This window comes from Mucilaginibacter sp. P1_D10 (assembly GCF_056406215.1).
In genome coordinates this window covers 282,425-308,226 of sequence record NZ_JBFUAP010000006.1, presented here as the reverse complement: position 1 = coordinate 308,226, position 25,802 = coordinate 282,425, and the positions used below count along the sequence as shown (strand labels likewise).

General features: G+C 47.9%; 16 protein-coding genes. 9 read left to right on the top strand and 7 right to left on the bottom strand.

Annotated elements, in window-relative coordinates; all coding sequences use genetic code 11:
- Nucleotides 1-18: 18 nt before the first annotated feature.
- The 5 genes from AC1DYT_RS11930 to AC1DYT_RS11910 all read right to left on the bottom strand — a co-directional run bounded on the left by AC1DYT_RS11930 (nt 19) and on the right by AC1DYT_RS11910 (nt 10,706).
- Nucleotides 19-1,362: a vanadium-dependent haloperoxidase gene (locus AC1DYT_RS11930; RefSeq protein WP_477469830.1), complete on the bottom strand. Its 1,344-nt coding sequence runs from the start codon at nt 1,360-1,362 to the stop codon at nt 19-21.
- The gene (locus AC1DYT_RS11925; protein WP_477469829.1) at nt 1,362-4,676 is read right to left on the bottom strand and encodes a VCBS repeat-containing protein; all 3,315 of its coding nucleotides are present in this window, start codon (nt 4,674-4,676) and stop codon (nt 1,362-1,364) included. Before AC1DYT_RS11925 ends, AC1DYT_RS11930 begins: the two co-directional genes overlap by 1 nt.
- A 120-nt stretch (nt 4,677-4,796) precedes the next feature.
- On the bottom strand, nt 4,797-6,392 hold the full coding sequence (locus AC1DYT_RS11920; protein WP_477469828.1) for a SusD/RagB family nutrient-binding outer membrane lipoprotein: 1,596 nt from the start codon (nt 6,390-6,392) through the stop codon (nt 4,797-4,799).
- 4 nt (nt 6,393-6,396) lie between these two features.
- Nucleotides 6,397-9,558 carry a SusC/RagA family TonB-linked outer membrane protein gene (locus tag AC1DYT_RS11915; protein WP_477469827.1) on the bottom strand — a complete coding sequence of 1,054 codons (3,162 nt, stop codon included), beginning with the start codon at nt 9,556-9,558 and terminating at the stop codon, nt 6,397-6,399.
- A 512-nt stretch (nt 9,559-10,070) separates the two neighbouring features.
- Entirely contained in the window at nt 10,071-10,706 is a 636-nt protein-coding gene (locus AC1DYT_RS11910) for an RNA polymerase sigma-70 factor (RefSeq protein ID WP_477469826.1), read from the bottom strand.
- Between the two features lie 203 nt (nt 10,707-10,909).
- Here AC1DYT_RS11910 and AC1DYT_RS11905 point away from each other — a divergent pair, with 203 nt between their 5' ends.
- From AC1DYT_RS11905 to AC1DYT_RS11890, 4 genes are read left to right on the top strand one after another with little or no spacing between them, the layout of a single operon-like run.
- Complete coding sequence (locus tag AC1DYT_RS11905) at nt 10,910-12,355, top strand: alpha-L-fucosidase (RefSeq protein ID WP_477469825.1); 1,446 nt, start codon at nt 10,910-10,912, stop codon at nt 12,353-12,355.
- Nucleotides 12,356-12,366: 11 nt separating this feature from the next.
- Nucleotides 12,367-14,670: a family 20 glycosylhydrolase gene (locus AC1DYT_RS11900; RefSeq protein ID WP_477469824.1), complete on the top strand. Its 2,304-nt coding sequence runs from the start codon at nt 12,367-12,369 to the stop codon at nt 14,668-14,670.
- A 5-nt stretch (nt 14,671-14,675) separates the two neighbouring features.
- The gene (locus tag AC1DYT_RS11895) at nt 14,676-16,796 is read left to right on the top strand and encodes an alpha-L-fucosidase (RefSeq protein WP_477469823.1); all 2,121 of its coding nucleotides are present in this window, start codon (nt 14,676-14,678) and stop codon (nt 16,794-16,796) included.
- 3 nt (nt 16,797-16,799) lie between these two features.
- Complete coding sequence (locus AC1DYT_RS11890; RefSeq protein WP_477469822.1) at nt 16,800-19,076, top strand: GH92 family glycosyl hydrolase; 2,277 nt, start codon at nt 16,800-16,802, stop codon at nt 19,074-19,076.
- Between the two features lie 195 nt (nt 19,077-19,271).
- On the opposite strand, the gene AC1DYT_RS11885 is transcribed toward AC1DYT_RS11890, so the two are convergent.
- Nucleotides 19,272-19,916 (bottom strand): redoxin domain-containing protein, encoded by a 645-nt coding sequence (locus AC1DYT_RS11885; protein WP_477469821.1) that lies wholly within the window; start codon nt 19,914-19,916, stop codon nt 19,272-19,274.
- 5 nt (nt 19,917-19,921) lie between these two features.
- Complete coding sequence (locus tag AC1DYT_RS11880) at nt 19,922-20,143, bottom strand: histone H1 (protein WP_477469820.1); 222 nt, start codon at nt 20,141-20,143, stop codon at nt 19,922-19,924.
- 349 nt (nt 20,144-20,492) lie between these two features.
- Here AC1DYT_RS11880 and AC1DYT_RS11875 point away from each other — a divergent pair, with 349 nt between their 5' ends.
- From AC1DYT_RS11875 to AC1DYT_RS11855, 5 genes are all read left to right on the top strand, one after another.
- Nucleotides 20,493-21,269, top strand: a complete 777-nt coding sequence (locus AC1DYT_RS11875) for an SDR family NAD(P)-dependent oxidoreductase (protein WP_477469819.1) — start codon at nt 20,493-20,495, stop codon at nt 21,267-21,269.
- 256 nt (nt 21,270-21,525) lie between these two features.
- On the top strand, nt 21,526-22,332 hold the full coding sequence (locus AC1DYT_RS11870; protein ID WP_477469818.1) for a phytanoyl-CoA dioxygenase family protein: 807 nt from the start codon (nt 21,526-21,528) through the stop codon (nt 22,330-22,332).
- Nucleotides 22,333-22,439: 107 nt separating this feature from the next.
- Nucleotides 22,440-22,760, top strand: coding sequence for a thioredoxin (gene trxA / locus AC1DYT_RS11865; RefSeq protein ID WP_477458407.1), 321 nt, complete (start codon nt 22,440-22,442; stop codon nt 22,758-22,760).
- Between the two features lie 88 nt (nt 22,761-22,848).
- The gene (locus tag AC1DYT_RS11860; RefSeq protein ID WP_477469817.1) at nt 22,849-23,877 is read left to right on the top strand and encodes a hypothetical protein; all 1,029 of its coding nucleotides are present in this window, start codon (nt 22,849-22,851) and stop codon (nt 23,875-23,877) included.
- Between the two features lie 378 nt (nt 23,878-24,255).
- A complete protein-coding gene (locus tag AC1DYT_RS11855) occupies nt 24,256-25,728 on the top strand; it encodes an amino acid permease (RefSeq protein WP_477469816.1) in 1,473 nt (490 codons plus the stop codon).
- The last annotated feature ends 74 nt before the right edge of the window (nt 25,729-25,802 follow it).

Here is a 25,802-nt window from a genome sequence, read left to right as displayed (position 1 = left end):
CAACTACAGGCTATATTGCTAATTGCTCAACAGTGGTTTTACCTGCGCTGCCTTTAACTTCTTTACGATATCAGCCCCAACCTGTCTTCCCTGGGTGTTGCCGTTTTCGATAGCATCTTTAAAATGTATGCCGCCGTAAAATCGCGATAGTGAGGCTTCCTCGGCGGCTTGTATGAATGATTTGAAGCTGCGCGGGCCCACGCCGTACGGCATCTCCGAATCGTCGGTGTATTCGAAATGGTCGCCCAGCAGGTAAGATAATAGGGTTGCTGATGCGTTCGACAATACCGCGTGGCCGCTCGGGTACTCGGGGAAGGGGGGCGTTTGCAAAAAGGGCATCCATTTTACATCGATATAGCGGTTGATGTAGGTTTCGGGGCGTATGCCGTTGCTGCGGTATTTCTCGTCCCAGCAGCTGATAAAGGCATCCATTAGGGTGATGCCTTCTAAAGCTAACACCTGCACCGAGGCATCGAAGCTAAGGTTGGCCTTTTTTACCGCGATACCCGCTATATTCATCCAGTGCCCGCCCGGACTTATCTTTTTAAAGCCGATGGCCATATGGCCCGATGTGGTTACCGCAAAGGGATTACAATCCCAAAACGATGCGATGTTGATTTGCTCTCCGCCGGGGTGCTGCGATACCTTGTACACCTCGTAGGCCTGCCGGTAAAATTCGCTGGTGCTATCGGTGCTGAAAGGCGTTGGCCGGGCCGGCATGAATTGTTTGGATGAATCAATCATCATCGGCCTAACGGTTTTCCAGTTTGGTTCTACGGCTTCCATATACATGGGTGGGGTAGGGTACCAGTTTTTGCCGCCTTTTACGGGCGTGTAGCGCAGTTTGCCGCTCAGGCGGTTATAGTTATCACCACGGCTAAAAGCAATCACTTTGTTGGTCATCTCTACCGCTGCCGATACCGATGATTTGATTACCRCTTCGCTGATGCTGTTCTTCTTCAGCAACTCGATGTATTTGTCCTCATCGTCCTGCAGCATAAAACCCGACGGTAGCATCTGCTTGCCGAGTTCTAAAATACTGTACACCGCGGCTATGCGGTAATCGTAACTCCCGGCGGGCAGGCTGATGGTATTATCTATCTTGTAGCTTTTGATAAAGTTACCAATGGGGACTATCTCTTTATTATTCAGGGCCACCAGGTTATAAGCACCCATCATAAAATAATTGTAATAGCGGGCGGCGGCGGGCGGGTTCACCACGTCATGTATCATTACCGCCGATACCGAATTGATGGCTTTATCCAGCGCGAGGTAGTCGGGCAGGGGCGTTTTGGCCTGTTGCGCGTGGCTAAACTGGCTGATGATGATGGCCAAAGCCAGTATGAGTATTCTTTTAATCATTAGTTTTCCTTGTAAAATTGTAAAGGTTGGCCCGATACGCCAAGCACCAGGTATTTAAGGCCGCTAACGGTTATTTCAGTGGCCGATTTTACGTCGCCATCAACGCTAAGGCCCGATGCCGCTTGTGTTTGGTAGGTAAAGCCGCCTTTGCCGTCGCCGGTTAACAGCACGCCGTAGTTGGCATCAAAACTACCCAGCTTAAGGCGGTTATCGGTATGGTTGCCAAATAGCAGCAGGTCGGCTTTGCCGTCGTGGTTAAAATCGCCGCTGAGTATCTGCGATACGGATGAGAACTGCGCCTGGATAGGCAGTTCCACCGCCACGAACTTACCGTTACGGTTTAAGAAACAAGTGGTATTTACGTTCTCAACACTTAGCTTTTTGGCTTTTGCCAGTTCGTCGGGGGTGAACACATCCTTCATGGTAGCATCGCAATAGGCCTTGTAGGAGCGGAACCTGCGGCGCATGGGGAATATCTGGTCGTTCAGTTCGTCGCGGCTCACAAAGGGGTAGCTTACGCCCTGCACATAAAAGTTAAGGAAGGGGTCTATCGAGCCGTTGTTATCGAAATCGGCGTAATACATCTCGGCGGGCTGGCTGCTATCGGCGTGTACCTGGGTGTTTGCGCCCAGGTTGCCCGCTACAATATCGGGTTTGCCATCGCCATCTACATCGGTGATGGTGAGGTCGTTCCAGAAGCCTCCCTGGGGTTTGCCGAAATAATCCGCTGTTTTATCTATGAAGCCCGCTTTGGTATTGAGGTAAATGGTTATCGGCATAAACTCGCCGCAAATCACCAGATCCTTGCGGCCATCGCCATCCAAATCTGCCCATTGCGCATCGGTAACCATACCTACGGTGCCGAAAGGGGTAGGCGTATTGGCGAAGGTACCATCGCCGTTATTGGTAAGCAGGTAGCTTTGCGGCGCAACGGGGTATTGGCCGGGTACGATGCGGCCACCTATGAATAAGTCGATTTTGCCATCATTGTTGTAATCGTAAGGTCGAACGCAACTCTTGCTGCTGGCAATAAGCAGGGGCAAGGCGGCACTATTAAAGCTGAAGTTGCCTTTGCCATCGTTAAGATACAGTTTATCCTGCAGCTCGTTGCTGTTGGGTTCCAGCAGGGCGTAGCCGCCTTTTGCCAGATATAGGTCGGGGAAGCCATCGCCGTTGGCATCAAAAAAAACCACCGCGGAGGTGTTTTCGGCATTCAAATCGGCTATATCCTTTACTGTCCAGCCTGTTTTGGTTTGCAGGCATAGTTTGCCGGGGCTGGACTGATCGCCGGCAATGAACATATCTTCCAGCCCGTCTTTGTTCACATCTGCACGCGCTATTACCGGCCCTGTTTTAGATGCCATAAACAACATCAGGGGCTGACGCTTGAAATCGTTGATGGTGTTTTCGGTATGGGTATAATCTACCGGCGTTTTTACCTTGGTGAACACCTGTTTCGGTGTTGATGATACAGCAACATTGCCGGGCTTTTTGGCATCTGCATAAGCTAAATTCAGCCTTTGGTTTGCCTTTACGCCAGTGAGCACTTGCACGCTTTTATCGGGCCAGATAACCTTTACTGAATCGATGGTCTGCGCATCGCCCAAGCCAAAATTCAACACGGTAGATACGCAGGAAAGATAGCCGCGGTTGGAGTTAAGCTCCTGGTATTGCGTGCTTTTGGCGGTGTACACATATACTTTAGCCCCGGTGGTGATTATTTTGCCCAATTGGGTATTGAGGCTAACTGCCAGGTAATTGGTGTTTGCGGCTTCGCGGCTGGTGTTCTTAAAAACAGAGGCGACGTTGTTGATGTTGTTGGTGATGATATCCAAATCGCCATCGTTATCCAGATCGGCATACACCGCGCCGCTGGATATGCCGGGGTTATTAATGCCCCAATCCTGCTTCTTATCGGTGAAACCAAGGTTGCCGTTGTTTTTGAATATGTAGTTGGATAGGGCGGTAGAGGGCATAGCTTGTACCAGGTCCATCAGCAGGGCGGGCTCCCTGTCCATCGCTTTTTTCATTTTGTAATCGCCCCAGTAGCGCAGGAAATCTTTGTTGGTATAATCGCGCAAGTAGCCGTTGGATATGAAGATATCCTTATAACCATCGTTGTCGAAATCGGCAATAAGGGGGCACCAGCTCCAGTCGGTGTTAGAGAGGCCGGCCAATTGGCCAATCTCGCTGAAAGTGCCGTCGCCGTTGTTTAGTTGCAGCATATTGCGCATGTACTGTTTGTACAGGCCCTGGCCCAGCATCAGTTCGAAGGTTTCGTAATTCTCCTGCAATTGCAGGAGTTTTTGCCTGCGGTTATCGGGCGGCAGCATATCCAGCGTCAGTATATCCGGCAGGCCATCGTTGTTGATATCGGCAATATCAACCCCCATCGAAAATTGCGACATGTGCCTCAGCATCTTTTTCGAGTCTTCGCTAAAGGTGCCGTCGCCTTTGTTGATGTATATATAATCGGGTTCGTTGTAGTCGTTGGTTACGTAAATATCAGGTAGCCCGTCTTTGTTGATATCGGCTATGGCTATACCCAGCCCAAAGGTTAGCGGGTTTTGTATGATGCCTGCTTTTTTGGATACATCTACGAAATGGCCGCCCTGGTTTTCGAAGAGCTTGTTGCTGGCCAGTTCGTCGGTCTGGCTTTTTATCTGGGCCAGCTCGATGTTGTTTATTTTTTTGACGTTGTGGTTCAGCAGGAACATATCCGGCTTGCCATCGTTATTGTAATCGAAAAATACGGCCTGGGTACTGTAGCCGGGATCATCGAGCCCGTATTCTTTTGCTTTTTCTACGAATTTGTTTTTGCCCTTGTTAATGAAGAGCTGATTGCGGCGTAATTCGGGGTCGCCCGTGCCCGAGTAGCATACATAAATATCAAGCAGGCCATCGCCGTTTACATCGGCCATGGTTGCGCCGGTTTTCCAGGCACCGCTGCGGCCGGATAAGCCCGATGCGGCATCGCTTGTAATATCTTTAAATTTTAAGCCGCCCAGGTTTAGGTACAGCTTGTTTTGCCCCATATTGCTGGTGAAGAAGAGGTCCTGCAGCCCATCGTTGTTGATATCGCCCACGGCAACGCTGCCGCCGTTGTACAGGTACTCGTACGATAGTACGTTGAGTTTTTCGTCTTCCTTAAGGTCGTTCCTAAAAGTAATGCCGGTTTGCTCTGCAGGGAGCAGGTTGAACAGCGTTTGCTGCGCAGGGCTTTTTTGGGCAATACCTGTTGCCGATAATGCCAGTATAGAAATCCTGAGGCTTTTTTTTGCGGACTCTAATAAATTGCAGCAGCGATAACGCATGTAATTAGGGGGATTATATATCAGTAACGTAAACTATAAAAATAGCGATTGCTTTCTACTTTAAACAAAAAAACAAGGCTGCTTGCACAGCCTTGTTTTTTTATAAGCGATTGGGGGAGATTATTTATCCCACCATACCCTGGCGGTGAATACGTCGCCACCGGTTAACTTTGATACAGCATCGTTGTAGTTTGCTGCGTTGGTAGATGGCAAGCCAAGCGGATAAGGGTTCCTTCTTGGGATAGAGCCATCGGTAAACTGGCCGATGTATTTAACAGGAGTCAACACAGGGAAACCTGATCTTCTCCAGTTAGCCCATGTTTCGTTGAAGTTGAATGTAGTAGATGTTACCACAAAGTACTCCATGTTTATCTGTTGCAATGCAGTTGCAGGCACCAATGGGTGCGTAGCTACATAAGTAGCAACAGTGGCAGCCGGAACGGCACCTGCAGCGTTGAACTGTGCTATGCTGTTGATATCGGCAGCAAGCGCATTGGCGTAGTGGGTAGCGGCAACGCCGGTGTTCCAGCCTCTGCTTGCAGCCTCGGCCAATAGCAATTCGCTTTCGCCATAAGTGTACAGCATGTTTATACGGCTACGGTCATCATAAACGGCAAACCTTGGGCGTGAGTATTTGCCATCGGGTGCTGCAACGTCGCCTGTCACGGCAGGGTTAGCAGGCGAGGTACCCGGGTAGCCTGGTGCTTTTGAAATGTCGGTAGTGCCACCGTTTTGGTCATAACCGTTTGGCATACCAATTTGTAAAGAGGCGGTATTATCACCTGCTGCGTATGCTTCGTTGGCAGCTTTACCAGTGCCTGCTGCAATTTCTGCAACCGCGCTGACACGTGGGTCTGTAGTTGACTGCATGTAGCTGATCAAAGTATTTGACCATCTAACTTCCCTGAAATCATCTTTTACCAATAAAGCGTTAACATCGCTGTTGCTGTTACCGTTAGCTTCGTCGGCTTTTACTTTGGCGTTATCATCAATAGATGCCATAGTGCCGCCGGCGTATGCTTTCTCAGCATATTTCTGTGCAGTAGCCGCATCAACTTTAGTTAAGCGCATAGCAACTTTCAACATTAAAGAGTAACCCAGTTTTTTCCATTTTGCAATGTCGCCGCCGTACATCAAATCTGATGATGGCTTGTCTTTAGCTACATTTAAAGCGGCAGTTGCCGTTTCTAACTGAGAAAGCATTGAGGTGTACACCGCTTGCTGCGTATCAAAAACCGGGGTAATAACGCCCGATTTTGCCTGGCCTTCCTGAGAGAAAGGGATATCGCCGTAAGCATCAGTAACACGCTGCAAAATCAATACGCGCATAATGGTACCAACGGCATCAAGGTTAGCATACTCTGGTTTGCCTGCTATCAGGTTCTTCATTTCGTCAACCAAGGTGGCCGCGCCATAGCTGGTGTTCCAGGTACGCTCCAGGTAACCCCGTCCGCTACCTCCGTAAACATACTTGTCGCCATTGCTGTAGTATGAGTACGTTCCTGCTAATGATTGCGACCACATGCTCTGAAAAAGTAATTGATCGTAACCGCTGTTTGAAAACTTGATCTGAGATTGAGCCAACAAAAAGTTTGGTGGAAATGTAGCCGCGTCTACTTTGGTTGGGTTTGTGTTGATTGCCTCAAAGTCTTTAGTACAACCCGCTATAAAGGTGGCGCCTGCAAGCAGGCAACTATATATAAGTCGTTTTTTCATCTTGTTATTTTTTAAATTTAAAGTTAACATTTAACCCGTAAGTCCTAACAGCAGGAACGCTGGTACCTTCGATGCCTGCATAGTTGATGCCTGGAGCAAAGTTCGATTCCGGATCGATATTGTCAGTATGTTTCATGATGGTCCACAAGTTCCTGGCAACCAACGAAACAGTGATTGAGTTAAACGGCGTATTAGCTATAGTAGTTTTTGGTATAGCATAGCCTAAAGTAACCTGACGAAGTTTGATGAAGCTACCATCCAGTACGTTAAGCGCAGAAATACCTCGGGCTAAGCTCTGGTAGTAAGTTTGCGCTGGTACGTTTACTGTATTTGGCTGGCCTGCTTCGTTTACACCCTGGCCAACAACACCGCCTTCGCGACCAGCTAAGGTCAATTGGTTTAAACCGCGGAAGATGCTGTAGTAGTTGGTAGCCGATAACACCTTGTTGCCGTAACGGTAATCGATAAGGAACGAGAAGTTGAAGCCTTTGTAGCTAAAATCGTTACTGAAACCACCATAGAATTTAGGCATAACGCTACCCATTGGGTTACGGCCTGTAGCTTTAGGGATACCCTGTGCATCAAAGATGATTTTGCCGCTTGCATCGCGCAGGTAATCGTTAGCTAAGATCTGCGGGCCTGCCATACCAACAATAAAAGCTGTTGTAGCATTCAATGGGCGATAAGTACCTAAACCAATATTACTATTATTGGCATCTGTTGATAATACCTTGTTTTGAACATAAGTAAAATTGAATGATGAGGTCCAGCTAAAGTCCTTGCTTCTAAATGGAGAACCGTGTAATTCAACCTCTAAACCTTTATTTTGGGTAGAACCTGTTGGAACATAATAGCTGGTGTAGCCACTGGAGATATCAAGCGATCCTCTCAGGATTTCACTCTTGGTTTTTTTAGAGAAGTAAGTTACATCTAAGCCTACGCGGTCATTAAAAAATTTCAACGCGGTACCAATTTCCAACTCCCCTAGTGTATAAGGTTTTAAGAAAAGGTTTGGCAACGATGTGTCAAAGCTACCCGCACTTATGCCATTTATTGAATTGTTTACATTGTAATAAACTCTGTTAGCGTACGGATCGGCACCCGCACTGGTCTTAGCATAAGAAATGCGCAATTTACCAAAATCCAGTCCGTTAATATGAGTAAGCTCAGAAAAGATGAAACTACCGGAAACTGAAGGCGTAAATATACCATGACCAACGTTGCTGCCAATACTTGAGTAAGCATCGTAACGGCCTGTTGTACTTACCACCAGGAAGTTTTTAATACCAAAATCAGCCGTGTAGTAAGCAGAGTTTACTTGTTGCTTGATGATGCCCTGGTTACCGGCGTCGCGGGTTTTACCGTTAGACAGATCGTAGAAGTAAGGGATGATGAATTGGTTGGCATTTACATAAGTACCCGATGCATCGCTTTTGCGGATGTTACCACCCACAGATAGATCCAGGTTTAACAAATCTTTGATCAGGTCATGTTTTGCCCCGATCAAAACGTCGGAGTTTAATTCTGTGATCTGAGTAGTTTGAGTAGACATACCGCCATTGTTGCCGGCGTAAGCAGTACCTGTTGGGGTGATACCTAAACGCTTATCGTTTATTTTATCATAACCTACACGGCCCTGTATGTAGGCCCATGGGGTTATGGCATATTTAGCCGAGATAGACGATATCAAACGCTCCCTGGTAGTGTTGGTTACAAAGTTGTAAGCAGCAAAATAAGGGTTGGTTACATAGATATCATCAGTGAAAGACTGCTCGGTACCATCGGCTTTAGTGCCGGGCGCAAGGATACTTTGGCCTTCGTTTGGTGCCAGGAACTGAACGTTGTTAGGGTTGCCCGGGCCATCGCTCAAGCCTGAGCGGTTTTTCGCATTATCTAAAATGTAGTTGGCTACGAGATTGATATCCAGGTTTTTGATAACCGTTTGCGACCCGTTGAAGTTAAAAGTCTTTCTGGTTAAACCGCTATTTGGCGTAATTGCGTGGTTGGTTAAGTTAGATGCTGATAATCTGAACGCGCCGGTTTCGTTACCGCCGGTTAATGAAACCGTATTGGTAAAGGTGTTGCCTGTTTTGTAGAATTTGGTGTAATCGTCGCTGGTTTTTGAGTAAGCATAACTGTTGCCATCGAACTGTATTACCGATGAGCCATCCAATTTAGCGCCCCATGCCTGGTTGCCCGATGCTAATGCACCTGCAGCAGTAGTAGGCTTGGCCCCAAGTAAACCCTGGCCGTAAGTTGTTTGGAAATCGGTGTTATCATAAACCTTATCCGCCTGGTAGTTGCTATTGTACTCAACGCCGAAACCGGAGTTTTTCTTGCCCGATTTGGTGGTGATCAAAATAACGCCGTTTACTGCACGTGTACCGTATAATGCCGAAGCCGACTGGCCTTTCAGTACGGTCATGGTTTCGATATCATCAGGGTTGATATTGCTGATACCGTCGCCGAAGTCAGCACCACCCCATTCGCCCGATTGGCCTCTTTGGGTGTTGTCCATTGGTACACCGTTGATAACGAACAGCGGGCCGCCTGCAGTTAAACTGGTTACACCACGTAATAATATACGTGCTGATGAACCAGGGCCGCCGTTGGTGCCGCTGATGCTTAAGCCCGCTACGCGGCCTTGCAACGAGTAAGCAACGTTTGTTTCTTTAGCAGTGTTTAACAAGTCGCCTTTTACGGTTGTTACCGAGTAACCTAATTTGCGCTCGTCTTTTTTGATACCGAGGGCCGTTACTACAACTTCGTTCAGTTTGGTGTTAGATACCAGGGTAACCCTAAGGGCTTTGCCTGTAAATGCTACTTCCTGGGTAGTGAAGCCAACGTAGCTGAATACTAATGTTGAATTTACCGGGGCATCCAACGCAAACTTACCGTTTACATCGGTCTGGCCGCCGTTTGAAGTGCCTTTAACGGTAACGCTAACGCCTATAAGAGGTTCGCCGTTTTCGTCGGTAACTAAACCGGTAGCAGGTACAAAGGCACCGCTTTTGGTTTTTACGCTTACCGTGTTTGCGGTGGCCGCAACTGCAGGTAGCTGTATGCCGGCAATTATTAAAAATGCCAGGGCAACTTTACATACCGGTATCGCAGGCGACATCCGGTACCTATTTCTTACACCCATTGGATGTTTAAAAAATTCCATATTTAATTGATTTAAAAAGGGGTTAATTTCAATGCCCCGATTGCGGGGATTGCTTAAACAGTTTTAGTTTTCATAAGCTGTAGTCCCTACCAGGTAACTATGCTTTTTGGGGAGTGGAGGTAATTTTTTCTTACATAGGCAAGCTGCTGTGTTTTAGTTTTTTGATCATACTTTTTTGAGTTTAGTTATTATGCATATGCGGTTACATCACCGCGCATGATGTGTTCTGATGGTATGGACAAATAAAAACTGGATGTTGCCTACACGTTATGAAAATATTTTTTACTTTTTTAAAAAGAAAACCCACTTATTAAAAATTATTAAGAAGATTTAATGTGAGTCTTAGATTATTGTTCGCCGTTTGTTGCGTAAAAGGAAATAATGACGATGCAGCCAAAACGCGTGCACAGGGCATTTAGCGGCCCATTATTAATGAGAAAGGCAAAAGCTTAGTGTACAGGGCGGGCAGAGGATTGCTTTTTTTTGCGTGGGAACGCAGGAGCAGGAATCGATTAGAAAAATAAAGGGAGCGATAACAGTATGGTAATGATGCCGAAGACGGTTTTGTCGGTAGCGGGCTGTGGTATGCGGCGCTGGTCGGGATCAAGCACGGTAGTGAGTTTTTTGAGGGCCCTGAAAAGTTGCGTTTGCACCGTGCGGGGCGATATATCCAACACCTCGGCCACTTCTTTATACCGCATGCCGTCTTCTTTTATCAGCCTGAAAATGATGCGGCATTGCTGTGGCAGCGAGGCTATTGCTTTATCAAGCTTAAACACCAACTCTTTTTTTTCGAGTTCTTTTTGCGGGTTATAGGTGTTAACCAGGGCAAAGTCGTCGGTGTCTTCAATTTGTACCAGATGTATGTTAGAGTACTTTTTTACGTAGTTGAGGCTTTGGTTTTTTACGGCGATGTAAAGGTAGGTGGCAGGGTTAAGTATGCCGGTAAGTTTTTTGCGGCTCTCCCAACATTTTACGAATAATTCCGACACGATATCCTCCGCAACCTCGTTTTGCTTTACATAAAGCACGCAGAATTTGATAAGGGGTTTGTTTAATGCGTAGAAAAGCTGCTCAAAGGCTTTCATATCGTCCTGGTGGCAGGTACGGCTCCATAATTCAGCGATATTGGTATTTTTGTTTCTCAAAGTATCCTTAATTATAGTACGCAGTAAACTTTAACATTTACGTAACAATAATAGTACATTTAATATAATAATCAAACAAGCTGGAGTGTATTTTTAAAAAATTTTAAAAAGAATGGGAACTTAGTGTAGGCAATACAGTATTTAATTTTGTCTTACGCTATATATAAATAGTTTAATATTGTTTACAAAAACCTAATTGTAAGATGATGAAGAAGTTAGCGGTACTGTGCCTTTGTGCCTTAAACGCCTCCGTTTTGCTGGCGCAGGAGCACCAAATGTCTAAAAATTACCAGCCACCCACCGATCCCCTGGTGCAGCAGAAGCTGAGCCAATGGCAGGATCTTAAATTCGGGCTTTTTATGCATTGGGGTACCTACAGCCAATGGGGCGTGGTAGAAAGCTGGAGTATTTGCCCCGAAGACGAGGGTTGGACGCAACGCAAGGGCCCTTACGGCGAAACCTATAACGGCTACGTAAAAGCATACGAAAACCTGCAGACTACCTTTAACCCTACGCGCTTCAACCCCGAGAAATGGGTGGCCGCTGCAAAACGTGCCGGCATGAAATACGTGGTATTTACTACCAAGCACCACGATGGTTTCAGCATGTTTGATACCAAACAAACCGATTATAAAATAACATCGGCAAAAACGCCTTTTTCTGCTAATCCGCGCAGCAATGTTACTAAAGAGATATTCGATGCTTTCCGCAAGGAGAATTTTATGATAGGCGCTTACTTTTCTAAGCCCGACTGGCATTCGCCCGATTATTGGTGGCCATACTTCCCGCCTAAGGACCGCAACGTAAACTACGACCCGGCACTGCATCCGGATAAATGGCAAAAATTTAAAGATTTTACCTACAACCAGATAAGCGAGCTGATGACCGATTACGGAAAGGTGGATATCTTATGGCTCGATGGCGGCTGGGTGCGCCCTAAAAGCACTATCGATACCGCGGTAGATTGGCAGCGCGGTATTAAATTCAATCAGGATATAGATATGCCCAGGATTGCCGCTATGGGCCGCGCCAAGCAACCGGGCCTCATCGTAGTAGACCGCACCGTAGCGGGCGAATTCGAGAACTACACCACGCCCGAGCAACAGGTGCCCGGCGCGCCTTTGGATCATCCCTGGGAAACCTGCATCACCATGGGCGATTCGTGGAGCTACGTACCAAACGATCATTATAAATCGGCACAGCAAATAGTGCAGTTGCTGGTAAAGATCGTATCGCGCGGCGGTAATTTATTGCTCAACATTGGCCCCGGCCCCGATGGCGACTGGGACCCGGTAGCGTACTCGCGCCTGGCGCAGGTAAGCGGCTGGATGGAGACCAATGGCGAAGGCATTTACGGCTCGCAATCGGTAGCGCCATATTCCACAGGCGACATTTTTTATACCAAGGCAAAAAACAGCAACACCATATATGCCTTTTTAATAGCGGGTAAAGATAGTACGGTTAAGTTTGAGTCAACGGTTACTATTAAACTGAACAATATAAAGGCTGTTAAAAGCGTAAGCCTGTTAGGCGCAAAGCAAAAACTTAAATATAAACTGAAGGGCGATGAACTAATTGTGAGCCTGCCCGCCGCCATACAGCAAAATACTGGCTGCCAATATGCAGCAACCTTTAAAATAACGTACTAAAAAAAGTTTAAATGAGATTATATAAAGTTGCTGCTTTGGCTGTCATCATCACAGCAACAGCCGCCCTTACCGCTACCGCGCAACAAAATGATGCGCGGTATCCCATTATTCCGTATCCTACCGAATTGGTACCGGCAAGCGGAGGGTTCAGGATTACGCCGGCTACCAAAATAGTTGCGCAGGCAATGTTCAAAAACGAAGCTGCGTTTTTAAACCAGCTTATCGGCAATTGCCTCCGGCGGAAATTGGTCATCGGCACTGCATCGGCAGGCAAAAATATCAGCCTGAAATATGATGCGAGCGTTGCCGCCGAGGAAGGATATAAATTGAGCATCAGCCCTACACAGGTGGTAATAGGCGCCAGAACGGCTAAGGGCATGTTTATGGGCGTACAAACTTTAAGGCAATTGCTGCCTGCTATCGCAGAGGTACGTGGGGGAATGATACCGGCCAGCCACATCTATTTGCCCGCCGTAGCTATAAACGATGCTCCCGCTTACGCATACCGCGGCATGCACCTGGATGTATCGAGGCATTTTTTCTCGATAAGTTACCTGCATAAGTATGTGGATATGCTGGCGCTTTACAAGTTCAATAAGTTGCACCTGCATCTGACGGACGATCAGGGCTGGCGCGTGGAGATAAAGAAATACCCCAAATTGACTGAAAACGGCGCATGGCGCACCTTCAATAACCAGGATTCCATCTGCATGAAAAAAGCGGTTGATAACCCCGATTTCGAGATAGACAAAACGCATATCATCCATCGGAACGGCAAAACCCTGTACGGCGGTTTTTATACCCAGGCGCAACTGAAGGAACTGGTGATCTATGCTGCTGCCCGCAAAATAGATATCATCCCCGAGATTGATATGCCCGGCCACATGATGGCTGCCATAAACGAATACCCTTACCTAAGCAGCGATGGCAAAAAGAGCTCCTTCGGCGAGTTGTTTACCAAGCCTATTTGTCCCTGTCTGCCATCAACTTTTACCTTTGCGCAGGATGTGTATAGCGAGATAATGGATATATTCCCCTCGAAATACATGCATATCGGTGGCGACGAGGTAGACCGCTCTACCTGGGCAACATCTGAAGATTGCAAGGCATTGATGAAAAGAGAGGGATTGAAGAACACTGCCGAACTGCAAAGCTACTTCATCAACAATATGGAGAAATTCTTCAACTCTAAGGGCCGCAAGCTGATAGGGTGGGACGAGGTGCTGGAGGGCGGCGTAACCAATACCGCCGTAATTATGTACTGGCGCAGCTGGGTGCCAAAAGCGCCCATAGAGGCGGCAAAGCTAGGCAACAAAGTAATCATGACACCGGGCAACCCCTTGTATTTTGATTCGCCGCCCGATAAGAATTCTATCCCAAACGTTTATAACTTTCAGATTATCCCGAATGGTTTGACGGCAGATGAAGCCCGGAATATCATTGGCGCACAGGCCAACCTGTGGTCGGAATACGTCCCTACTGAAAACCGCGCCGATTACATGATTATGCCCCGCATGACAGCCCTGGCTGAAGTATTGTGGACGCACAAGCGGGATTATCCCTCGTACCAGCAACGTTTATTAGCCCAATATCCGCGTTTGGATGCAATGAAAGTACACTACCGTTTACCGGATTTGGGTGGATTTTTATCATCGAATGTTTTTACGGATGAAACCAAACTGGATATCCAAATACCATTGCGAGGATTAACCGTGCACTATACCATCGATGGCACATTGCCTGATATGTTATCGCCCGCGTTGACCCAGCCATTGGTAATCAAAACCTCGCAGCACATACGCCTGGCAGCCTTTAAAACTGATGGATCGATGGGCGATGTTTACGATTTGCAGTACCAAAAGCAAACGCTGGCCGAACCGACAAGCATAGCTAACCCCGCCAAAGGATTGCTTTGCAGCGAATACAGGCAGTTATATAAAAACACCACGCTTATCCCCAATACCAAGCCCGATACAACGTTTACCGTACAAAGCATCATCGTGCCAAAAGAAGCCGAAGCACCAAGCTTCGCCATAAAATACCGGGGTTATTTGGATATCCCGGCGGACGGCATCTACAGCTTTTATTTAACTTGTGATGACGGCGGCACGCTGAAAATTGCCGGCCGCGATGTGGTGGACAACGACGGCCTCCACGCCGCGATAGAAAAGAATGGGCAGGTTGCCCTAAAGAAAGGACTTCAGCCTATCGCGCTTGATTTTATCGAGGGCGGCGGCGGGTACTCCCTGAAGTTGAAATATAGCCTGAATGGCTCGGAACCGAAAGATATACCGGCGGACTGGTTGAAAAATTAAGCATCATGCTAAAGAAAATATTGCTTTTTGGTTTTTTGATAAGCGGCACGGCTGCCACATTTGCGCAAGCCCCGCCAAAACCTTACGGCGCGCTGCCCAGTAAAGCGCAGTTGAACTGGCACGAGATGGGGATGTATTGCATTATCCATTTTGGGGTAGATACGTATACCAACAAGGAGTGGGGCTTCGGCGATGAGGACCCTGCGATAGTGAACCCAACCAAATTCGACGCGATGCAGATCGTGGGCGCGGCTAAAGCCGGCGGATTTAAGGGCGTGGTAATTGTTGCCAAGCACCACGATGGACTTTGCATATGGCCAACCAAAACTACCGAGCACAACATCACCAAAGCCACCTGGAAGAACGGACAAGGCGATATGGTACGCGAGTACCAGTTGGCCTGCCAAAAACTGGGGATGCAATTGGGCCTTTACTGCTCGCCCTGGGACAGGAACAACCCGCAATACGGTACCCCCGAATACCTGGAGATCTATCGGGCACAGCTAAAAGAACTTTATACCAATTACGGCCCGCTGTTTATTTCCTGGCACGATGGTGCGAACGGCGGCGATGGCTACTACGGCGGCAAGCGCGAAGAACGTAAAATTGACCGCACCACTTATTACGATTGGGATAACACCTGGGCCATGATACGCAAATGGCAACCCAACGCCGCCATATTCGGCGATATTGGTGCGGATGTGCGCTGGGTAGGCAACGAGGAAGGCGAAGCAGGCATAACCAGTTGGGCCACTTATTCGCCACAGGCACCCGATGCCGGCAAAAAGCCATCAAACGGGTACAGCAAATATTGGGAAGCTACCGAAGGTACCCGCCAGGGCAGTTGGATGCCCGCCGAATGCGATGTGCCCCTGCGACCGGGATGGTTTTACCATGCCTCGCAAAACGAACAGGTGAAAACGCCTTATCAATTATTAGAACTTTACTATAAAAGCGTAGGCCGCGGTGCCGACCTTGACCTTGGCCTCTCGCCAAACCAACAAGGCCTGCTTGATGACAGGGATGTAGCATCGCTGAAAACCTTTGGCGAATTGCTGCAACAAACCTTTGCCGTAAACCTGCTCAAAGGCGCAGGGTTTACCGTAAGCAATGTGCGCGGTGGCAACAAGCAAAAGTTCGGTCCGGCATTTTTGACGGACGCCGACCGCTACAGCTACTGGGCCACCAATGATAATATCACCACCCCGCAACTGGTTGCCGATATGCATGCCGCCAAAACCTTCAACGTGATACGCCTGCGCGAGAACATTAAACTGGGGCAGCGCATCAACGCCGTAGCTGTAGATGCCTTTATTAATGGTGTATGGAAGGAAATCGCTACAGCTACCAGCATCGGTGCCAACAGGCTCATCCGTCTGCCACAAAATATTACCGCAAGCAAGGTGCGGCTGCGCATAGTCAGTGCAGCGGCCTGCGTTGCCTTAAGCGATTTCGGCCTGTTTAAAGAACCTGCGCACCTTAGCGCACCCATTATTACCCGCGATAAAGCCGGTATGGTAAGCATTGCCACCGATGCGCCTGTAGGCAGCATACATTATACGGTTGATGGCTCGGCACCAACGCTTGCGTCGCCGGCCTACCAAAAACCTTTCCTACTGGCGGATGGCGGCATCGTAAAAGCCATCAGTTTTGATGCAGCCAAAGCGGGGGATGTAAGCGCAAAAGAATTCGGCCTATCTAAGGTGGGCTGGAAAGTTGTCAAAGTATGGCCGCCGGCCGATGGCAAGCCCGAGTTAGCTATCGACGAAGATATCAATACCAACTGGAACACCCTGCCGAAAGATACCCTTGCCAAAACGCAATATCCACAGGAAATAACAATAGACCTGGGTAAGGAGCAAACCATTGCCGCCTTTACCTACCTGCCCCGGCAGGATAAGCAAACACCCGGCATTGTTGATCGTTACGCGCTCTACACCAGCACCAACGGGCAAATATGGGATCCGGTTGCCAAGGGCGAGTTCGCCAACATCCAATCGAACCCAATAGAACAAGTGGTTACGCTGGCACAGCCCGTAAAAGCCCGGTATTTTAAATTTTCGGTATTGCACGTAACCAAAGGCAACGGCCTTGCAGTGGCTGAATTGGGTATCAAAGTAAAATAAACCATGAAAAAGTACCCGATATATTTCCTTTCTTTATTAGCCTTATGCAGCTTAAGCCTTAATCTTTCGGCACAAACAAAAAAGAAGACGGCTAAAACCACCAATTACACCAGTTTTGTAGACCCCTTTATCGGTTCGGCATTGCACGGACACGTGTTCGTTGGTGCCAATGTGCCTTTTGGTGCCGTGCAGTTGGGGCCGGTGAACATCAAGGCGGTAGATTGGGATTGGTGCTCGGGCTATAATTATTCCGACAGTACCATCGCAGGCTTCGCCCACACGCACCTTAGCGGTACGGGTATCGGTGACCTGGGCGATATCCAGTTTATGCCCACTACAGGCGATGTAAAGGTATTGAGCGGCAACCTTAGCGGCTACAACAGCGGATACTATTCGCTTTTCAGTCATAAAGAAGAAATTGCCAGGCCGGGCTTCTATTCAGTGAAACTTAAGCGCTATAACATCGGCGTGCGGTTAACGGCCACCACAAGGGTAGGCATACACGAATACACGTTCCCAAAATCGGATAACGCGCATATCGTTATCGATCTGCAGAAGGGTATCGGCTGGGATCATCCCGTTGAAACCTACATCAAGCAGGTTAACGATACCACAGTTATTGGTTATCGCCATTCCTCGGGCTGGTCGGTAGACGACCGTATTTACTTCGCCGCTATTTTCTCTAAACGCATCAGGAATTTCGCGGTGTATGATAGCCTTGCCAAAACAAGCGGTGCTGAATTGAAAGGCCGCAATGTAAAAGGTGTACTCAGTTTTGCTACCCTTGCCGGGGAAAAAGTGAAAATCAAAGTAGGTATTTCGCCTGTGAGCATGGATAATGCCCTGGCCAATATAAATGCCGAAGCCTGCAACTGGGATTTTGATAAAGTGAAGAACGATGCCAATGCCTTATGGAATAATGAATTGGGTAAAATAGCTGTTAAGGCTACCCCGGCGCGCATGCGTACTTTTTATACCGCATTTTATCACACCATGATAGCGCCCTCGGTTTATAACGATTACAATGGCGATTATTTGGGCACCGATAAAAAGGTGCACCACAAGCCGGGTTTCACCAACGTTACCACCATGAGTTTATGGGACACGTACCGCGCCGAAAACCCGCTGATGACCATAACCCAGCCGCAGCGCGTTAACGACCAGATAAGCTCGATGCTGGCCATCTACCAACAGCAAGGCAGGCTACCGGTATGGCCCCTGATGGGCAGTGAAACCGACTGCATGGTGGGCAACAGCGCCATCCCCGTAATTGCCGATGCATTCCTGAAAGGCTACGTCGGCTTCGACCGCAATTTGGCCTACGAAGCCGTAAAAACAACCGCCATGGGCGATCGCCGCGGCCTTAAATTCGTGAAAGAACTTGGCTACATCCCCGCAGATACCATGACCGAAACAGTAGCCACCGGTATGGAATACGCTATTGATGATTGGTGCATTGCCCAAATGGCCAAGAAATTGGGCAAGATGGACGACTACGCATACTTTAGCAAACGTGGCCGTAATTACATCAACTATTATAACAAAGAAACGCACTTTATGCGCGGCAGGCTTGGGGCAAACGAATGGCGCAGCCCGTTCAGTCCCTTTGTGTCGCGGCATATGAAGGATGATTTTACCGAGGGTAATGCCTGGCAATATACCTGGCTGGTGCCGCAGGACGTTGAGGGGCTGATGCAGTTGTTAGGTGGGAGGGATGCCTTCGTGAAGAAGCTCGATTCACTATTTATCGCAAAAGGCGATATGGGCAACGAAGCCTCTAACGATATCACGGGCCTGATAGGCCAGTACGCGCACGGCAACGAGCCCAGCCATCACATTACCTATATGTACGCCTATGCCGGGCAACAGTACAAAACTGCCGAGAAGGTGCGGTTTATACTGGATAGCTTTTACACCAATAAAAAGGATGGTATTATAGGTAATGAAGACGTTGGGCAGATGTCGGCCTGGTACGTTTTATCGGCTATGGGTTTTTACCCGGTGAATCCGGCAAATGGGGCTTACGTTTTTGGCAGCCCGGTAATCAATGATGCCGTGCTGAAGCTGGCGTGCGGCAAGTCGTTCCACATCAGCATAAAGAATAATGTCGGTACTAATAAATACATCCAAAGCATAACCCTCAACGGAAAGCCGTATGCTAATGCTTACCTGCTGCACAGCCAACTGGCTAAAGGCGGCAACCTCACCATAACCATGGGCAGCAAGCCATCGGCGGTGTTTGGGGTAGCAGCATCGGCAAGGCCGAAGTCGGTTTATTAAGAAAGCAAAGCATTATAACACCCTTTTGTGGTTTTACAGTGGAGTAATTAAACCGCCAGAAGTGTTCATTAGGTGTTCACGGTGCGCAGTGTGAACACCGTGAACACTTTCAATATGCTCTTAATCAGTTGTTTGCAAATTTCAGTATGGTGTCAAAATTGTGTCACCACCAAGGTGGTTGCGGTTTGCTATATTTTATGCCGATTTGCGGGTAGTTTGATAAAGCGAGGAGGCATGAAGCGAATCTAAAATTTGCGAAGCGGAGATTATGCCGTTCAACTCATAATCAACCTCATCGTACAAGATCTGGTTATTGGTATCCAGCACATAAGTTGCCAGTAAAGGCACATTTACATCAATGCCCGAATAGGTGTTCCACACCGGCGATGCTTCTGAGAACAGCTTTAGCTTTTGGGCTATGGCGTTATCTTCATCGTAATAGAAGCTCAGCGAGAGGCTGTTATCCCATATCATGTTTTCGAAGGCTTTGCTTTCTTCGTCGGGCGTGATGATGAGTAGGTTTGCGCCTGCAGCCCTTATCTCGTGTTGTATGGCGTTCAATTGTTTTAGGCGGGTTGTGCCACTCTCGCCCCAATGGGTAGAGTAGAAGCTGATAACCAGTGGTTTATTCAGTAGTTGGCGCAGCACAACGGGCCCCTGCACCTGCGAGCCGTTGAAGAACTGCCGCCAGTTGTTGAATTCTTTTTTTAGGGTGAAGCCGGGTAGGCTCTGGCCGGTTTTCAATGGTTTCAGCGGTTGGTATTTTTTGTAGGAAAGCTCAAGTTCGTTAATAATCTCTAAAAAATCGAAGCTATGCTGAGTGTAGTAGGTTGATGCCATGGCGTTTACTGTTTTTCGGTTTGGGTTTTTAATTCCTGTACTTCCAGCCTAATCTCCTGGGCTAATGCCTTTACCTGCTGCAAGGCTGTGCGCAAGCGGGTGCCTGCTGCGTGGTTGCCTTTTATGTAAAACTTATCTGCATCGGGCTCAATGGCGGCTATCAGGTTTTTGAGGTCGGTATATTTGCTCATGTCGACTGGAATTTTGATGATGCTCTGTATCAGCATCTATAATAAGTAAGGTTTATGTGATTTATTCTGGATGATCGGGCCATTCGTGGGCCGCTATATTGAAGAGGACTTAACAGCAACAACAATACTGAACGCCTTTGGGGAAGCGGTACATTTTGTGCGATGCGAGTAGTTGAGTAGTCATTGTATATAATATCTATAGATTTAATAGATAATTCAAATGTAGGAAGATTACCTGATCGCATGCAAATTTTATTTGAAAAAAATTTATTGGTCGCGGCGCCTTCCGGCAAACAATAGCCTCCCAAAACAATATGCCACCCCCCCTGCAACCTTGCCAATCCATTTTTGTTATTTTGACGTCGGCAACAAACAAGGTATAACAATGGATGAGTACGCATTAATTACCGGGGCAGGCCGGGGGATAGGTAAAGAACTGGCTGTGCAACTGGCCCAACGCGGGTATAATTTGCTGTTGGTTGCCCGTTCCATAGGCGATTTGGAGGCGCTTGCCCAAACAGTTGAAGCAGATTATCAGGTAAAGGCCCACTGCCTCAGTGCCGACCTTTCCGCAGACGGTGCTGCTATAGCGGTTGCCGATTGGTGCAAAACTTTGGGCGTATCCGTAAGCATCCTCATAAACAATGCAGGCTACGGGCTGTGGGGTAATTTTGACGGACTTGATTTAACTGCTCAAACGAATATGCTTAAACTGAATATCAATGCCCTGGTAGAGCTTACCTATTGCATGTTGCCGCTGTTAAAACAGCAGAGCGAGGCCTACGTGCTTAATGTATCCAGTACGGCGGCGTACCAGGCTGTGCCCTCGCTGGCGGTGTATTCGGCAAGCAAGGCGTTTGTTTTGAGCTTTAGCAGGGCTTTAAGGTACGAGCAGCAGTGCGGCAATGTAAGCGTTACCTGCCTGTGCCCGGGCCCAACAGATACAGGTTTTGCCAAACGCGCAGGCATGGATGCGTTGCAGGAAATTGCTGAAAAATTCAATATGTCGCCCGTGGAAGTTGCCCGCGCGGGGCTGAAAGCCATGTTCGATAAAAAAGCCGAAGTAGTGCCGGGTTTCCTAAACAGGGTTTCGGCCATCGCCGCCAGGCACGTAAATAAAGGCCTGGTAGAGCGGATAACGGCAAGCTTATATAAAAAATAAAAAATATATTAAATAATGGTTGCAGGATTGGTTTAAGTCCTTACATTTGTAATGTCTATAAAATACATAGATTTTATAGAATATAAATAAATGACCATCAATAGCCAAAATATCATCGCATGCCCAATGCGAATGCCATTGCCAACAGCGGCAATGTGTTGCTGTTGTTGTTGATTTTCCCTCAGTCCCCTTTAGTCCTGCAGGTTAGGTGCTTTTTAAGCACATAGCATTTTTGTCAACCTTACATTTCATTTCCATGTCGGTCATATACCAAAAATTTACGCTGGGTAGCCAGATTACCCAGGGACAAAAAACCTTTTTTAACGAGCACGGGTTTATCCATTTCCGTAATTTTATCAAGCCCCAAACCGTTGCCGATATCCTGCATGCCTCGGAAGAAGTGCAGCAAAAATGGATTAGCAGCAACACCGAGAAAGTAAACGGCGTGCCCATAAAATACGGTAAAGACCTTGATGGCAGCAAGATAGTGCAGCGCTTTGCTTTTATCAACCAGCACCACAGCCTGCTGGGCGAGTTTGCTCAGGACCCTCGTTTTGATGTATTGCTGGATATCATAGGCCCCGGTGCCAGGCTGGGTACCGAGGAAAAGGATGGCATGGTGTTTAACCACTACGTAAACGGCCCCGAAAGCGGCTTTACCAAAATGGGCTGGCATACCGATGGCCTTCGCGATATTTTCCTGGGCGGCAAGCTAAACCCGATGCTCAACGTGGGCATCCACCTGGATAACCTACACCCCGATAACGGCGGCCTGCGCATATTGCCCGGCACGCATAAGCAAGGCATCTACAGCATGCTGTTCAAGAAACGATACTTCCTTGATAATGATGCCGATGCGGCCGAAATTGCCATAGCGCCCGCCGCCGGCGACCTTACCATTCACGACGGCCGCCTGTGGCACCGGGTAGCGCAATCTGCAGTTATTGGCGAGCAAAGTCGCCGCAGGGTTATCTATATCCCCATTATTGCAGGCAAGTATCAGCCCAAAAACGAGAATAGCCCAACCGCTTTCTACCAGAAATTTGCAGGCTTAGTAAAATAGGTAATATGTTGATAGCGTTGATAATAGGATACTTTATTCGCCGCCGTAAGCTGGCTGCGGCGAGGCAACAGATGCAGCCTGCGATACAAACACTTAACACGTAAACTATGTCGCTCACCATCACCGATGCAAACTTTAACGAGCTGGTACTGGGTGCCGACAAACCCGTATTGGTTGATTTTTGGGCCGATTGGTGCGGCTCCAGCAATATGGTAGGCCCTGTGGTTGAGGCTATTTACCGCGAATATGCAGGCAAGGCCATCGTAGGCAAGATAGATGTAGACACCAACCCCGAGGCAGCCAAACGTTACGGCATATGCAATATCCCGGCATTGCTATTTTTCAAAAACGGCGAGATTGTGGATAAACAGATAGGTGCCGCACCAAAACAGCTGCTTGCAGAGAAACTCGAAAAGCAATTGGTGTAAGGCTTTGATTTTCTGTATCAACGTCAACTTATCCTCCAATATTCCTACAGAATACCTGCGTAATATGGCTGGAAATTAAGAGCCTACCATGAAGATTATCAACAAACAAGGGATTGCCATTGCCCTAATCGCGCTGGCCTCCTTTACTGCTTCGGCACAAAATAAAACAGGCCTGCATATCCTTAAAAGCCACAGTATCAATAGCCCGGGCGGCTGGGATTACGTAACCGTAGATGCTGCTAACAAGAAAATATACGTATCGCACGGTACACAGGTGAATATCCTGAGCATTGCCACCGGCGATTCTATCGGCGTGATCCCCAATACCAACGGCGTACATGGCATTGCCCTGGTGCCTGCCCTGGGTAAAGGCTACACCAGCAACGGGCGCGATAATACCTGCTCGGCTTTCGACTTGAAAACCAATGCTTTAATTGCCACCATCCCGGTCGGCACTAACCCCGATGCGATCTTTTATGACGATTTTTCGAAGAAAGTGTATGCCTTTAACGGCCGCAGCAGCGATGCCTCGGTGATAGACCCCGCTACCGATAAAGTGGTGGCTACCATACCATTAGGCGGCAAACCCGAAACCGGCGTATCTGACGGCAAGGGCAAAATATTCGTGAATTCTGAAACCACCAACGAGGTAATTGCCATAGATGCAGCTACTTACAAAATAATTGCCCGCTATAAAATTGCGGATGGCGACGAACCAAGCGGCCTCGCTATAGACAGGGCAACCAATCGCCTGTTCGTGGGCTGTGGTGGCAACCAAACTTTGGTGGTAATGGATGCCGCCAACGGTAAGAACCTGGCTAAATTCCACATCGGCGATTGCGATGGCGTGGCCTTTGATCCGGAACTGAAACTGGCATATACATCTAATAATGAGGGTACTATATCCGTAATTAAAGAAATCAGTGCAAATAAATTCGTGTTCGTGGAGAACATTACCACCGAAAAAGGCGCGCGTACCATCGGCATAGATGTGCTTACACATCACCTGTTTTTGCCCACCGCAAAGCTGGAGGCAGTGGCCCCAACTGCCACCAACGCCAACCCAAGGCCACGGATGGTGCCGGGGACGTTCCATATAATAGAGGTAGGTAAATAGTAATTTGGCCGCAAAACACCGGAGAAAATCCGAGAAAATCGGAGGATTTTCGGTGTTTTCCTTTGCTATCCTTTTATTTCACCCGGCTTTTTTAAGAGATGGTTTTGGCATCGGCGTGGCGATGCATTTAAAGGCGTGGAAAAGCAAACCTACGGTTTCGGATGGATGGCCGGGTGGGCATCGGGGGAGATGGCATTAGCGTCGCCAAGTGCGGTTTTTAAGCGACTTCAAACTGCTAAAGCCCCACCGCCAACTGCCCACTGAATGTGCCTATCCCTCAATTTTTAATTCGGTTTATCACAAATACATAGTTGTTACATTCTGCGCTTTAACTTTTCAAAAAATTTAAGTACGTTTGAACAACTTTAACTGATCTTTATGCGATTTAAAAAACCTCTTGATTTACTATTGAAGGAAGCTGCGGAAAGCGGCCAGGGAACCTTAAAACGAACCTTAGGCAGTTTTAACCTGGTAACTATGGGAATAGGTGCCATTATAGGAGCCGGCTTGTTTTCTTTGACCGGCCTGGCCGCCGCGAATAATGCGGGCCCCGCCGTTACTATTTCATTTATTATTGGCGCTATCGGTTGTGCTTTCGCAGGCTTATGCTATGCAGAGTTTGCCAGTATGATACCCATCGCCGGTTCGGCTTATACTTACTCTTACGCTACCATGGGTGAGTTTGTGGCCTGGATCATCGGTTGGGATCTTGTGCTGGAATATGCTTTGGGTGCTGCCACGGTATCCATCAGTTGGTCGCAATACCTCATCAAGTTCCTCCACCTATACGGACTGCAGATACCGCCTCAGTGGACCATGTCGCCATGGGAAACAGCAACGCTTGCCGATGGCACAGTTGTTAACGGACTTTGCAATCTGCCTGCCGTTTTTATCATCGTTTGCCTTTCGCTGTTGCTGATAAGGGGTAATAAAGAATCGGCATTCGTAAACAACACACTGGTAATTTTGAAAGTTGCCGTAGTATTGGTGTTCATCGCCGTAGGATGGCCACTTATAAAACCAGAGAATCATATACCATACATGCCTGCTAATACCGGCACGTTCGGCGAGTTTGGCGTATCGGGTGTGTTAAGGGGTGCCGGCGTGGTATTCTTTGCCTTCATCGGTTTCGATGCCGTATCTACTGCTGCGCAGGAAGCTAAAGACCCTAAAAAGGGTATGCCTATCGGTATCATCGGTTCATTGCTGGTTTGTACCGTGTTATACGTACTGTTCTCTCACGTAATGACTGGTGTAGTTAAATACACCGATTTTAAAGGCAGTGCAGCACCTGTTGCCGTAGCTATCCACGCTATGAATTATGCCTGGTTAGAAAAAGCGGTTATCATCGCTATCCTCGCAGGTTATACCTCAGTTATCCTGGTGATGCTTATGGGCCAGTCGCGCATATTCTTTACCATGTCTAAAGACAGGCTAATGCCTCCTATATTCTCTAAAGTACACCCTAAGTTCCAAACGCCGTATGTGGCCAACTTGTTCTTTGCGGTGTTCGTGAGCTTGTTCGCCGCGTTTGTACCGGTGAAGATAGTAGGCGAAATGGTGTCTATCGGTACCTTGTTTGCTTTCGTACTGGTTTGCGTTGGCGTAATGGTGATGCGTAAAAGCGACCCTACCACCCCGCGCCCCTTCCGTACGCCTTGGGTACCTTTCGTACCTATCGCAGGTATCTTGATCTGTATTGCCATGATGGTTTCCTTACCAGGCGATACCTGGATACGTTTAGCCGTGTGGATGGCATTAGGCCTCATTATTTACTTCGTTTACAGTAAAAGACATTCGTTGGTGAGGGCCAATCTGGCAAAAGCCGAAGGCAACGCTGACAAGCTGTAATAGCTATATAAAACATAAACAAAAAAGGTTCTGTGCAAACAGAACCTTTTTTGTTTTCATCCCTTTTGTAGCTG